15 protein-coding genes are annotated in these 13,296 nt (G+C 58.1%); 9 read left to right on the top strand and 6 right to left on the bottom strand.

Annotated elements, in window-relative coordinates; all coding sequences use genetic code 11:
• Positions 1–82: 82 nt before the first annotated feature.
• Positions 83–820 carry an energy transducer TonB gene (locus M504_RS11455; RefSeq protein WP_047491394.1) on the bottom strand — a complete coding sequence of 246 codons (738 nt, stop codon included), beginning with the start codon at positions 818–820 and terminating at the stop codon, positions 83–85.
• 315 nt (positions 821–1,135) lie between these two features.
• On the opposite strand from M504_RS11455, the gene M504_RS11460 reads away from it, so the two are divergent.
• The gene (locus M504_RS11460; RefSeq protein ID WP_047491397.1) at positions 1,136–2,596 is read left to right on the top strand and encodes a M20/M25/M40 family metallo-hydrolase; all 1,461 of its coding nucleotides are present in this window, start codon (positions 1,136–1,138) and stop codon (positions 2,594–2,596) included.
• Positions 2,597–2,707: 111 nt separating this feature from the next.
• Here the strand turns inward: M504_RS11460 and M504_RS11465 are convergent, their stop codons facing one another.
• The 3 genes from M504_RS11465 to M504_RS11475 form a co-directional block, all read right to left on the bottom strand.
• Positions 2,708–2,917, bottom strand: coding sequence for a hypothetical protein (locus M504_RS11465; protein WP_156993698.1), 210 nt, complete (start codon positions 2,915–2,917; stop codon positions 2,708–2,710).
• Between the two features lie 680 nt (positions 2,918–3,597).
• On the bottom strand, positions 3,598–4,095 hold the full coding sequence (locus M504_RS11470; RefSeq protein WP_047494593.1) for a cupin domain-containing protein: 498 nt from the start codon (positions 4,093–4,095) through the stop codon (positions 3,598–3,600).
• A 51-nt stretch (positions 4,096–4,146) separates the two neighbouring features.
• Positions 4,147–4,749, bottom strand: a complete 603-nt coding sequence (locus M504_RS11475) for a bifunctional 2-polyprenyl-6-hydroxyphenol methylase/3-demethylubiquinol 3-O-methyltransferase UbiG (RefSeq protein ID WP_052200645.1) — start codon at positions 4,747–4,749, stop codon at positions 4,147–4,149.
• 62 nt (positions 4,750–4,811) lie between these two features.
• Between M504_RS11475 and thrS the strand changes: the two genes are divergently transcribed.
• Genes thrS through M504_RS11490 form a run of 3 tightly spaced genes read left to right on the top strand, consistent with a single transcriptional unit; the run spans position 4,812 to position 8,139 of the window.
• Positions 4,812–6,860 (top strand): threonine--tRNA ligase, encoded by a 2,049-nt coding sequence (gene thrS, locus M504_RS11480; protein ID WP_047494599.1) that lies wholly within the window; start codon positions 4,812–4,814, stop codon positions 6,858–6,860.
• A 10-nt stretch (positions 6,861–6,870) separates the two neighbouring features.
• Positions 6,871–7,569 carry a phytanoyl-CoA dioxygenase family protein gene (locus tag M504_RS11485; RefSeq protein WP_047491404.1) on the top strand — a complete coding sequence of 233 codons (699 nt, stop codon included), beginning with the start codon at positions 6,871–6,873 and terminating at the stop codon, positions 7,567–7,569.
• Positions 7,570–7,626: 57 nt separating this feature from the next.
• Positions 7,627–8,139 (top strand): DUF2062 domain-containing protein, encoded by a 513-nt coding sequence (locus M504_RS11490; RefSeq protein WP_047494602.1) that lies wholly within the window; start codon positions 7,627–7,629, stop codon positions 8,137–8,139.
• A 4-nt stretch (positions 8,140–8,143) separates the two neighbouring features.
• Here the strand turns inward: M504_RS11490 and M504_RS11495 are convergent, their stop codons facing one another.
• Both M504_RS11495 and M504_RS11500 read right to left on the bottom strand, forming a co-directional pair.
• Positions 8,144–9,622, bottom strand: a complete 1,479-nt coding sequence (locus M504_RS11495) for a CehA/McbA family metallohydrolase (RefSeq protein WP_084214293.1) — start codon at positions 9,620–9,622, stop codon at positions 8,144–8,146.
• 59 nt (positions 9,623–9,681) lie between these two features.
• Complete coding sequence (locus tag M504_RS11500) at positions 9,682–10,764, bottom strand: hypothetical protein (RefSeq protein WP_047491407.1); 1,083 nt, start codon at positions 10,762–10,764, stop codon at positions 9,682–9,684.
• Positions 10,765–11,027: 263 nt separating this feature from the next.
• On the opposite strand from M504_RS11500, the gene rpmH reads away from it, so the two are divergent.
• The 5 genes from rpmH (at position 11,028) to M504_RS11525 (ending at position 13,099) form a co-directional block, all read left to right on the top strand.
• On the top strand, positions 11,028–11,183 hold the full coding sequence (rpmH, locus tag M504_RS11505) for a 50S ribosomal protein L34 (RefSeq protein WP_047491411.1): 156 nt from the start codon (positions 11,028–11,030) through the stop codon (positions 11,181–11,183).
• Positions 11,184–11,247: 64 nt separating this feature from the next.
• Positions 11,248–11,685: a ribonuclease P protein component gene (rnpA, locus tag M504_RS11510; protein WP_047491414.1), complete on the top strand. Its 438-nt coding sequence runs from the start codon at positions 11,248–11,250 to the stop codon at positions 11,683–11,685.
• A 35-nt stretch (positions 11,686–11,720) separates the two neighbouring features.
• Entirely contained in the window at positions 11,721–11,945 is a 225-nt protein-coding gene (gene yidD, locus M504_RS11515; RefSeq protein ID WP_047491417.1) for a membrane protein insertion efficiency factor YidD, read from the top strand.
• Positions 11,946–12,008: 63 nt separating this feature from the next.
• Positions 12,009–12,464 (top strand): GNAT family N-acetyltransferase, encoded by a 456-nt coding sequence (locus M504_RS11520; RefSeq protein WP_047491420.1) that lies wholly within the window; start codon positions 12,009–12,011, stop codon positions 12,462–12,464.
• Between the two features lie 5 nt (positions 12,465–12,469).
• Positions 12,470–13,099, top strand: coding sequence for a CatA-like O-acetyltransferase (locus M504_RS11525; RefSeq protein WP_047491424.1), 630 nt, complete (start codon positions 12,470–12,472; stop codon positions 13,097–13,099).
• Positions 13,100–13,296 lie beyond the last annotated feature (197 nt).

Raw genomic sequence — 13,296 nt, forward strand, 5'->3', positions numbered from 1 at the left:
AGAGCCCATAGGGGCACCGCGAATCAAAGTTTCCTTCGTAGGACGCAGCAGCGATGCCGCTGACTACGTCCACCCGGATAATTTATCCGCCGAAGGTGAAGTTCACAGTGATCGTCGTGTCCACTTCCGTGGGCTCGCCGTTCAGAAGATAGGGCTTGTACTTCCACTGCTGCACAGCGGCAATCGCGTTAGCGCGAAGCATTTCAGGACCGGAAACCACGGAGAGCTGCTCCACGGAACCCGCCTTGGAAATGATGGCGTGCAGCACAACCGAACCGGAAACGTGGGCCGCCTTAGCGATCGGCGGATAGACCGGCTGCGTCTTCACCAGGATGTTTCCGGCAATAACACCACCGGAGATCTTGGCGGGACCCGTCGGCTTCGGCGGAGCAGCCTTCACCACAGGAGTGGGGGCAGCACCCAGACCGAGACCGCCCATGATGCCACCAGCGGAACCCGAACCGGAACCCATGCCTGCGCCAGCAACACCAGCAACGTTAGCCGGCGGCGGCGGATCTTCATGGGTCATATCGATCTTCTTAGGAATCTTGGTAGGCGCGGTAAACGCGTCCAGGGCCTGAACAACCTTGGTCACCTTTACCACCTGTGCCGGTGGCGGTGGCGGAGGTGGAGGTGGAGGCGGAGGTGGTGCCGTCAGCATCGCCGTCATGGCGGTCTTCGGCAGCGCTTCCGGGTAGAGGAGCGGGATCAGAATCATCACCAGGACAATGGCCAGGTTGAAGCCTGCCGTTACCCACATCCAACGGCCAGACTTCGACTTCAGCTTGCCGGATGACTCCACCAAAGAATCTTCAAACATATGCAACCCCGATCTACGAGAGGTAAAGCTGCGACTGTAGACACCGCATGTTTCTGTTTTGTTCCCGATGCCTAAAAACTTTTTTTCAGACGCAGACCAAGCCACTACTTCCAAAGAAAACAGTGCGATCTGCCAGCGAGAATTGGATACTAACCCGCTGGAATTACATCTGGCAAATCCACAGCCTGACTCTGCTCCACGAACGGTGCAGACAGTGAATCGTTTCAATGCTGGTGTTTCACGTTATCAGCGTTTCTGCGATATCTTCTGAGGCATCGTTCCCACAATTCTGCTGAAGTCTCCGAGGCTCTGTTGATGAATCTCCGTCTCACGCTCGCCGCTGTTTCTCTGCTAAGCCTTTCTGTGTCCGCGCAAACCAAACGCACCACAGCAGGGGTCGACTTCCAGCAACACGGTAAGCCCCTGGCAAAGCAAACCGCAGATCCGCAGATTGCCTCGGCCCTGCGTGATGTATCGCCGACAGAGATGCGCAAGACGATTGAAGCCCTGGTGAGCTTTCGCAACCGCAATACTGCTGGTGGGGGCGACACCACATTGCCTCCACATGTCGGAGTAGACGCTGCCGCGGCATGGATTCGCGAGCGTTTTGAAGCCATCAGCAAGGACTGCGGAAATTGTCTGGAAATTCACGAGGACGTTTACACGCAGCCTGCCCAGCCCGGCCCTCGCGGACGCATCATCAAGCCCACGCCGCTGAAGAGCATTTACGCAGTAATGAAGGGCACCAGCGATCCCGACCGGCGGGTTCTCGTTACCGGTCATTACGACAGCTTCTTCACCCGCGACATGCAGAACGTACGCGATGAAGCGCCCGGCGCCAACGACGACGCCAGCGGCACAGCCGTGTCATTGGAATGCGCACGTGTGCTCACAAAGCATCGCTTTCCCGCCACCATTGTTTTTGCCACGGTCACCGGCGAAGAGCAGGGCTTGCTCGGCAGTCGCCATCTCGCACAGACGGCGAAGAAAGAAGGCTGGAATCTTGAGGCTGTTCTGAACAACGACATCGTTGGCGGTGACACCACACCTGCTGATCTGGCCAATGAAGATAAGCACCGCGTTCGTGTCTTCTCAGAAGGTATCTCTCTGGCCGCAACGCCAGAAGAGACGCAGAAGATTCTCACCGCAGGCTATGAAAGCGATTCATCATCGCGTCAACTTGCGCGCGCAGTAGCCGATGTCGCCCGCACGTACACCGAACCCGCTCCTCCGAAGGCCACAGACGCACTGAAGCCCACGTTAGTCTTCCGGCTCGATCGCTATGGCCGCGGAGGCGATCACTCTTCCTTTAATCGCGAAGGCTTCACCGGCGTTCGTTTTACGGAATGGCGCGAAAACTTTGATCATCAGCATCAAGTCGTTCGCGTGGAGAACGGAACGCAGTTCGGCGATCTGATCCAGTTCGACGACTTCCCCTACATGGCGCGCGTCGCTCGTCTGAATGCAGCCACGCTGGCCACATTGGCCACTGCGCCAGCTATCCCCGAGAAGGTACAGTTCAAAGCGGGTGGCCTGAACAACGACACCACCATCACCTGGACTTCCTCCGCAGACGCACATGATGAAGTTGTATGGCGGGAAACCAGCGCGCCGGACTGGCAGTTCAGCGCACCTGTCGCTTCGTTTCAACTCACCGCAGACGGCAACGCGAAAACCATGACGCTGCCTGTATCCAAAGACAACGTCATCCTCGCCATCCGAAGCTGCGACGGAAAAGGACATTGCAGCCCGGCTGCTGCGCCATTGCCGAAGTAAATAGGTATAGCGAACCCCAGCAATGTACGAATCGTGGGGGTGCTCCAGGGAAGTCGCGTTTGCATCCATTGCCCAATTGAGAAGGGCAATATGGGGTTATCCAGATAGACCTTAGTGGGTGGTCTGCAACCGTAGCGGCGCTGTGAAATCAAGCGCCACGCTGGATCCTTCCGGCTCACCGTCCCATCCAGGCAAATCGAAAACTTCGTCTGAGTGCGCGTTGCCGCTCGCCGCAAGGGGAAGATCGTGTTGCGCAGCCAGCGCTTGGCGAGCGTGTCGGCGCATCGATCCGCGTTGCAGGCTCAGGGTGGGTTCGGTCAACAGGAGAAATCCGCGTCCACAAACGGGGCATTGGACGTCAAATGCGGTCTCTGTAGCAATGCAAGGAATATGCATTTCCTGACTCTTTTCTGTTTCGGTCCACTCATTTCGCGGTGGACCTGTTACGTGGACGACCGTAGATATGACCCCATCCAACAACGCGGGTATCACTCCGGCCGACGAACATCGTCTGTTGCCACTCAGTGCATCCCGGGTTCTGCAACCCAGTCAAAATCAAACCCTTCAGCGGTGTGTTGCGAGTCCTCGTGCTGACGACGCAGCATCCGTTGAACTGACTCACGAACCGCCACTCGTTCTTGCGAGATAAGGCGGTCTCCGTAGAGGAGAAATCCTTGACCGCAAACCGTGCAGCGTACATCGCTGCTGAGGTTCGACGGGCGACATGCAATCGGCATAGTCGTAGTGCTCCGAAGAAATTCAGCGACAGCCTGGGAGAAGTGCCACGAGTGGCTGCCTGAAATCCACACTAGGCCTCCCAACAACACATGCCCATGCCCCATACGGAACGGGGTCTCTACAACCTTCGAGCAGTCTCCTGCCACGTTCGCGGACAAGCGTGGCCGATACTGCGACAATTGGGAAAAACAGGCGCGCCAGATCACGCCACGCTTCAGATCGGGCGCCTGTGTTCGATAAAAATCGCGTGCCTTTGCGGCGAATCAGCCTTTTAAATTGGGCCCTACTGCCATCACAAAGTACTTCGCCGGCACCGTGCCGACATTTTTGAGGCCGTGTAGCTTCATGCTGCTCGCATACAGAATGTCGCCTGCCTCTGCCGGTTCCCACTTGCCATCGATCAGCCACTCCACTTTGCCTTCGCGCAGGAACAGCCACTCAGAGTGCATGTGCTGATGCGGCGGATGCGGCGCCATCCCCGGCAGCAACATCGTGTTGTGCATCTCCACGCCTTCGCCTGTAGGCAGCACACCTTGGCAAACCGCCTGCGATGATCCTGTCTTCCCGCTATGAATGGGCAGCTCGCGGCCATTGAAGATGTGGTTATCTGAAAAAATCTTTGTTCCGGCAGCAATCTTCGCAGGATCGGGCTTGGATTCAGTCGCAGCGGCAGGCGCTGCCTGTTGTGCAACACCAGATAGTTCGGCAAAGAAAGCAAGGGCGGGCAAACTCAGGCATAGATCGCGGCGTGTGGAATTCATGCGCGAAAGCATACGCCGTTGCACGGGATTCAAGGAAGTTTGAAACCAGTGTTACAGAGCGGCTCCCATCTTCCGTGCCTCGAAATAGTGGTTTTCGCCCACGTCCTCAAACTCCGCCACCACTGAGAGCCCCGCTGATGCGAGTTGCCTTCGATATTCTTCCCCACCCAATGAAACCGACCGCAACCCGCTCATCTGATCGATCCACGTGCATGCGGGCAAAGGCGCGGTGAACAACAGGCGCCCACCCACATTCAGAATCTCTGCGAACTTCCGCAGCAGACGTGCCTGTTCGTCGACGGTCATCAGGAAGATCACGCCGACAGCAAGCACCGCGTCGAACTTGCGTCCAAAACAATCCGACTTGAGCACAGACGCACACGTGACGGGTATCCCGGGCAGGTTCCGTTGAAATGCGGCAACGAACGATGGAGCAGCGTCCAGACCGTACACCTGGAGTCCTTCTTCGACCAACATGGCAGTCAGAGGAAAGCCGGGGCCACACCCAATATCGATCACGCTGCTGCCCACGGGAAGCGTCCGCGCCCAACGTCGCACCTCGTCCACGCCGATTGCCCGGACGCGTCCGGCGTCGCTGCCACGACGTGCGATCCATTCGGCTGAAATTGCCTCGTATCCGTTGGAGTGGTCCATCCGTGCCGAAGTATAGCGTTCGTGCAGCCGCGGCCGGAACCGTTCGCAGTATCCTGTTTATTGTGAGCGACCAGATCAAAGTCACCCTTCCCGATGGCAGCGTGCGCGAAGTTCCGCGCGGCACCACGCCCTACGCCATTGCCCATAGCATCTCTCCGCGCCTTGCCGACGCAGTTGTTGTTGCGAAGATTCGCACCACTACCGGCAAAACCACCGACGGCGCCGAAGAGCAGTCCGACGCAGGCCACAACAGCGCGCAGACGGAAGAGAGCATGTACAGTGACGTCGCCACAGCCGAGCGCATCGTCGATCTCGCTGAGCCTCTGAATGAAGACGTCGCTCTGTGGCTGCTCAAGGAGAACGATCCCGAATCCCTGCGCGTAGTGCGCCACTCCGCTGCACACGTCATGGCCACGGCCATCACGGAGCTGTATCCAGAAGTAAAGCTTGGCCACGGCCCCGCGACCGATAGCGGCTTCTTCTACGACATCCTGCGCGAACAGCCGTTCACGCCCGAAGACCTCGCCGCCATTGAAGCGAAGATGGCCGAAGTGGTCGCGCGCAACGAACCTTTCCGCCACGAATACATCGCACGCGACGAAGCTCTCGTTGGCTATCTGCAGCAGGGCGACTTCATGAAGGTTCACTTCATTGAGAAGTTCACCAAGAGCGGTGAAGGCGTCAGCTTCTATCGCAATGGCGAGTTCCTGGACTTCTGCCGCGGACCGCACGTGCCCTCCACCGGCCGCGTGAAGGCGTTCAAGGTCATGAGCATCGCCGGAGCCTACTGGCTGGGCGATGAAAAGAACCCGCAGCTGCAGCGCATCTACGGCACTGCGTTCTACACGCAGAAGGAACTCGACGCGCACTTCAAGCACCTGGAAGAGATCAAGGCCCGCGACCACCGCGTTCTCGGCAAGCAGCTTGACCTGTTCTCCATTCAGGAAATCGCAGGCCCCGGCCTGATCTTCTGGCACCCCAAGGGCGCGCTCATCCGTAAGGAGATGGAGAACTGGATGCGCGACGAGTGCCTGCGTCGCGGCTACTCGCTCGTCTACACACCACACATCATGAAGCGCGATCTGTGGAAGGTCAGCGGGCACGACGGCGTGTACAGCAAGGACATGTTCCCCGCCATGGAGCTGGACGACGCGGAGTATCGCGCCAAGCCCATGAACTGCCCGGGCCACATCCTCATCTACAAGAACTCGCCCAAGAGCTACCGCGATCTGCCGCAGCGTTACGCCGAGTTCGGCAACGTCTATCGCTACGAACGCAGCGGCACCATGCACGGCCTGCTGCGCGTGCGTGGCTTTACGCAGGACGATGCACACATCTTCTGCACGCCCGACCAGATCAGCGGCGAAGTAGAAGCCTGCCTCGACTTTGCAGAAGCTGTACTGCAGAACTTCGGCTTTGCCGAGTACCGCGTCGAACTCTCCACGCGCGACCCCAACAAGGAAGGCGAATTCTTCGGCACCTCCGAGGACTGGGCCTACTCCGAAGGCGCACTGCGTGACGTACTCACCAAGCGCGGCCTCAAGTTCCAGGAGTTCCCCGGTGAAGCCGCCTTCTACGGCCCCAAGATCGACGTAAAACTCGTCGACGTCCTTGGACGCCTTTGGCAGCTTTCCACCGTGCAATTCGACTTCAACCTGCCACGTCGCTTCGAACTCGAATACACCGGCGAAGACGGTGAAAAGCACCAGCCAGTGATGGTGCACCGCGCATTGTTCGGCTCGGTCGAACGCTTCTTCGGCGTGCTGATCGAACACTACGCCGGAGCGTTCCCGCTATGGCTAGCGCCAGTGCAGGTCGGCCTCGTCCCCATCAGCGAGAAGCACATCGACTACGCCCGCAAGGTGAAAGCCGAACTCGAAAAGATCGGCCTCCGCGTCGACCTCGACGAACGCAACGAAATGATGAAGGCCAAGATCCGCGACTTCGCGAACGAGAAGATCCCCTTCGTCCTCATCATGGGCGACAAGGAAGCCGCCAACGAAGCCGTAAGCGTCCGCACCAGAGGCAAAGGCGACGAAGGCAGCACCCCACTCACGGACTTCATCGCACGCGCCAAAGATCTTCTCACCACCCGATCTGCCACGCTGTAATTTTGATTCGATGACCTACTGCGAACAGATCGATATAAACGGCTTTGCCATCGTGGAAAACGTCATCACCCAGGAAGGCGTCTCGAGTTTTATCGAGACGCTTTCGCCTTTACAGGAGGAAGTGGCACAGGTGAGTGGCGGTATTCGCAACCTGATGCGGCGTTCACCTGCAATTGCTGCGCTGGCACAGAGTGATGCGATACGAGCTCTCGTCACACCGATTCTTGGGTCCGAGATATTTCCCGTTCGCGCGATTTTCTTTGACAAGACGCCGGAAGCAAATTGGAAAATCCCGTGGCATCAGGACGTCACGATTGCAGTAAAAGAACGCCAAGAATGCGACGGCTACGGCCCATGGTCTGTGAAGGCCGGCGTTATTCATGTGCAGCCACCCGCAACGATATCCGAGCAGATGCTCTCGGTGCGGATGCATCTCGATGATTGCCCTGCATCCAATGGTGCGCTTCGAGTCATTTCGGGAACACATCTGCTTGGCAAGCTTCGTCATGCCGAAACAGACTCAGTTATTGCAGAGCGTGAAGCGACTACTTGTGAGGTAAGGGCTGGCGGGGCACTGATAATGAAGCCTTTACTTCTTCATGCTTCGTCTGAATCAAACACGAACAACACATTGAAGCATCGTCGTGTCATTCACTTGGATTACGCAGCCACCGAATTGCCTTTTGGGCTCGAATGGCATGAGGCATAGAAGAAGAGACTTCTTGTCGTAAACCCATTGACCATCGACGACATCGAACAATCTCGTATGTTCGGTGTGCCACAATCCGTACGCGAGTTCCTGCGTTGCAAGGTGCTGCGGCCCTTACTGCGGCTGCTTCGCGGTGGAGTCACACCGCGCCGTCTCGCATGGAGTCTCGCTTTGGGAATGATGATCGGCATCAATCCCACCGTAGGCGTCACCACAGTGCTGTTGATTCTCATTGCGTGGCTCTTTCGTCTCAGCCAGACCGCTTCGCAGATAGGCTCGCATATCGTTGCGCCGCTGCATGTTCTGCTGTTCCTGCCATTCATTCAGGCGGGCGTGCATCTCTTCCGCACACGTCGCCTGCCTCTTTCCCGGCAACAGCTTCACCACCTAAGCCACCACCCCATTCTGATGGTGCGCAACATCTGGCAATGGGAATGGCATGCGCTGATTGTTTGGGGCGCAATTGCCGTTATCCTCACACCGCTCCTCGCGATTTATCTGCGACGCGCGCTCGTACTACTCATGCGACGCCATCCAACCCTAATGCATACGCGTCCCGCAACTCACTAACGCTCTACCGATTCAGATAGATCGGATTCCCCAGCAGCTTAAGCTTGCCGTCAGCATCACGAATCTCCACGCGAACGGTATGTGGCTTGCCATCACTCGCAATAGTAAAGCTCCTTAACTGTTTGCCCGGCGCGAATATGCCGCCTTCCAGTGCGCTGCGTTTGCCATCGGTGATGACCTCACCATGCATTCCAGCAACACCGTTTGCCTCCACAGTGAACGTAACAGTCCCACCATCAGCGACATGCATCACATCGCCCATCAACACATGTTCACTGCCCGAAACAGCAGACAGGATCAAAGACCGCACCTTCGTGCCATCTGTATCGACATACACATGCCCTGCGCGAATCCCCGCGAGAATCGCGCTCTCCGACAACGACGTCGCATACACCACCGTGGTCGGTGAACCAATCGCATTGTTCTGTTCAGGCTTGATCAAAGCATTGTGATTATCGCTGCCACCAATGGCCGTGATGCGCAGACCGCGATCCAGTTGCCGCTGCCACACCGGCACACCGGACTTCTCGCCATCCGCATCCGCACCATTCACTGCTTCCATCACATGAATGCGCGTGAAGTCTGTATTCGGAGCAGTCCATCCGCACCCCATGCACTGCTCGCCGGAAGGCACCCCCGGATGATTCAACGCAAGCAATCCATGCGCTGCATCCACTTCATCCAGCAGCGCCTTCATCGTGGGAACAGGTTTTGTGCCCAATCGAAAGTCAATAAACTGCGTTGTGCCGAACACGTTCGCATGCCCATAAAACGTGGTGATTTCACGTCCCGGAATCAGCAACAGCTTGTCAAAGTACGGCTGCAATTCCCGCATCGCGTCGTAGTGCGACGTGGTGTTGTGATCAGTGATAACAATGAAGTCCAGCCCACGCGCCACTGCAGCCTGCGCAGTCAGAAACACAGGACAAGGAATCCTCGCACCACTCTCGCTCGCACAGGAACCATCGCTATGTCCCGTGTGCATGTGCAGATCACCCTGATACCACGCAGCACCTTCACGTATCGGCTTCTGCGAAAACGTGGAGCCCGACACAGCATCCGTGCCAACCTTCTGCCACCACACCTTCACCGTGTACTGCGCAACAGAACCCTCACGAATCGCAGGCACACCCACCAGCAAACGCCAACGCCCTGCGACCACAAGTCCCGGCAGATACGAAGGCGTCGCATCCGATTCGCTCACAGTAAACGAGTGTTTGTTGCCGCCACTCCATCCGCGAAAACGCTGCGGATCAATCACACCCATATCAAGGTTCGTGCCGTGATCATGCCCGGTGTACGTAAACTCCACACTCAGCCGCGACACGCCCTCCGGCACATCAAACGGCACTTCCTGATACGACATGAACTGCGCGCGACGCACCTCGCCATGCAGCGTTAACTGCGGCTCCTGCGCACACGCCACACCGGCAACCAACGCCAGCAAAACCACCAGCAGCCTCTTCAATCCTGAAAGCTTCATCCCATCCCTTCTATCAGGAGGGCAGCCGGGCTTGCATGACGTCCGCGCGAATCGCGAACTTACTTTTTGTTAAGCGCACCATCGCGAAGCCGTCCGATGCGCCCCTTCGGCCCCACCACAAACGGCAACGACAATGCATTCCAGTTACGATCCGCTTCGGCAGAATCACCAGCCTTCGCATCCGGCAACAATGGCTTCCAGTTGCGGCCATCGTCCGTGGAGACATCGGTCCCTGTTGGTCCCGTCGCGATCCACGTCTTCGTAGCTGCGTCATACGCCACCGTGCTGCGATAGCCGCGTGGCATGGTCTCCGCAGGTTGCCATCCCATGCCGCCATTCACGCTGAACGCAGCAGTGCGCGCCGACAACTCCGGGTGCATGTAGTCGCCGCCAACAGCCACCATCGCCTTGTCATTGGCAGCCAGGGCAAAGATGCCCGACGACGCACCAACACCACCAACTTCCGTCGTCATTTTGCGAAACCGAACATGGGTCGCGCAGGCATTGGGATCGTTGTATTGAATGGGATCGGGACAGCGATCCTGTTCACCGCGATACAGCAAACCACCACCGCCACCGAACGAGGGTCCCGCCACACCCATCGCAAGCGATTGATTGCTGGCCGCGAAGGCACCACCCTTTTCCGTGTCCGATTGGATGGGAACCGGCACCTTCGCCCACGACAAACCTCCGTCACGACTCACCGCGACATAGAAACCACCCTTTACGGGGTCACCCAGCAGCCATCCCTCTCCATGTTGCGGGACGTACAACGCATCGAAGAACCCTCCCGGCGCGTCCGGATTCGTGAAGATCAGCTTCCATGTTCGACATCCATCCGTGGTGCGATAAAGTCGGCTGGCATCGCCCGCTCCAGCGCTCATTACGATAGCCGTCTGGGCGTCAAAGGCCTGCACCGCGCGGAAGTCGAGCTTCTCAGCCCCATCCGGAACGGCGCACTGCTGCCATGTGCCGCCGCCATCCAGCGTCCGCAGCACCGTGCCGGAAGTGCCGCTGGCCCATGCGATGCGACCATCGATGTTCGCCACGCCACGCAGACTGGCAGGCGAAGGGCTCTTTTGCAGGACAAACTGCGCGTGCGCCGTAAACGCAAGAAAAAGCAGCGAAACAAGAGGTCGCATGGTGCATCTGAGTGTATCTCGATGGATTGAGAGCATTCGGTCTGTTCCCACGAATCTGCAACAAGGGGTTTCCCTCCTGTGGGAAATGCGGTAATATAAGCGATGTTGTCCGCAGTGCGCCGCCATAGCGTTGCGCGTTTGTGATGGCAGAGTGCTTCCATTCAGGCTCGCCGGACAGGACAAAACACTTTTCAAGCTCAGCGCTGCTGCTTTCTCCACCCTGACGGAGAGTTCTGCACGCTTAGCGCAGGAGACGTAACAGCATGCCGAAGCGCACTTTTCAGCCGAACCGCCGCCGCCGCGCCAAGACGCACGGCTTTCTCACCCGTATGAAGTCGAAGGCGGGCCAGTCTGTTCTGAACCGCCGTCGCGCAAAGGGCCGTCATAAGATTGCCGTCTCCGCCGGCTTCCGCGACTAGTTCTTTCTATCGCATTCCGTTTCTGCAAGGGGCGCGCCTGTCGCGCCCCTTCGCATTGCACGCAATGACCCTTCCTATCCCCAAGCCGAAGACCTCGTTCGCTGAGCTGCGCCTGCGGAAACATGCGGATTATCAGCGTGCCTACGCTGCATCACGCAAGCAGCACTCGCGCGAGATCGCGTGGTTCTGCGCCCGCCGCGATGCCATGCCGGAACGCCGCCTGCACCCCTCGGAACTACTGTTCGGTCAGCCCCACACGGGACCGCGCATCGGCCTGACCGTAGGCAAAGTCATGGGCAAGGCGCATGACCGCAACCGCATCAAGCGCCGCATGCGCGCCGCCGTCACGATGCATGCGGCACTGCTGGCCAACCTGCCTCTGGATGTGATCCTGCACCCGCGCCGCACCGTCCTTCTGCTGGAGTGGGACAAGCTGCAGCGTGAGGTAGCGAACGTCTTCCGTACAGTCCGCAAGCAATACGCCGCACCGCCAGAGCGATAATCCTGTCAGCGGCACGCTCGCCGCGCACCCGTTCCATGAATCTTGCACTCGCAGCACTCCGCGTCTATCGCCGCCTGCTCTCGCCCATGCTGCACAGCACCGGCATCAGCGGATGTCGCTACACGCCCACCTGCTCGGAGTATGCAGAGGTGGCCATTGCCCGCTTTGGTCCCTGGCGCGGCACGTGGCTCGCGCTGCAACGTATCGCCCGCTGCCACCCTTTCAGCAAGGGTGGGCTGGACAACGTGCCTCTGGAATAATGCCGCTCAGGGAGAATTTAGTCGCACCCCAGATACGATGACTGTGGAGGGCAACTGACGGATATGACAGCGGATAACAGATCGTCTCTGCTCAGCGTGCGCCCTCTCGACATCGACGACGCAGAGGCCGTAAGCTCTCTCAGCACGCAACTTGGCTATCCCTGTGACGCTGCGACGATGCATGAAAGAATCCATCGACTCGCGAACTCACCGGACCGCATCGCCTTCGTCGCAGTTCTGGAAAACATCGTTGTGGGATGGGCAGACGCCAGCATTGAACGGCATCTGCAGTCTCCTGACGTAGTAGAACTGGGCGGACTCGTCGTGGCGGAAGGCCATCGTGGACTGGGTATCGGTCGGCGGTTGTGCGAAGCAGTGGAGGAGTGGGCTGTACGCCAGGAAATACCGCGCGTACGCGTACGTTCTCAGATCAAACGGCAGGACGCGCATCGCTTTTATCTGCGCGACGGCTATGAACATGTAAAGACCTCTGAGGTCTTTGAGAAGAGGTTGGACTAACCATCGTGGAAGCTTGCCGCAAGATAAACCTCACGACCTGGCCCCGCACGGCCCTGTTCCACTTCTTTCACAACTTCAGCGAGCCATTCCACAGTGTCTGCATCCGGATGGACTGCACGGAAGCCTTCGCCTATGCCAAGGCCAAGAACCTCTCCATCTTCCTCACACAGGTGCATTGTGCCCTCACGGCAGCGCAACACGTTCAAAACTTCCGGACACGCATTCTGAACGGTGAACCATGGGAGTACGAACGAATTAACGCCGGTTGCGCGATTGGCCGCCCAAACGGCACCATCGGTTTTGCCCACTATCCGTATCACGACGACCTGCATGAATTCGTTCGCGTGGGCTCGCTCGCCATAGAGCAGAGCCGGAACAGCAACGACCTGGAGCGTCCGCCTGCACAGAATCTCATCCGCTTCTCCTCGCTGCCGTGGCTGGACTTCACATCGCTGTCCCATGCACGCAACTACGGGGCAGAAGACTCTGCACCGCGCATCACCTTCGGCAAAATCACCGACAACGAAGACCGCAAAACTCTGCCCGTATCGATCCACGTACATCACGGACTGGTAGATGGATCGCACGTCGGAGAGTTCGTAGACCTGTTGCAACTGCGTTTCAACTCTTTCTGAAGAAACTTCAAAAGCAACAAAATCTGAACCCCACACAGAATCACTCGCATCTCAAGATTGCCGAAAAACGCGGAGCCGGCTTGGTAAGCCCGGTTCGCCGCAACACCTGACGTTGCGGTAATGTCACCCCCGGGAGAAATCGGGGAAGGGACCCACGGCGACAAGCAGCAGTGCACGCATGCACTTGCTTTTCTGTC

It is taken from the genome of Terriglobus sp. TAA 43 (genome assembly GCF_000800015.1).
In the GTDB taxonomy this organism is placed as follows: Bacteria; Acidobacteriota; Terriglobia; order Terriglobales; family Acidobacteriaceae; genus Terriglobus.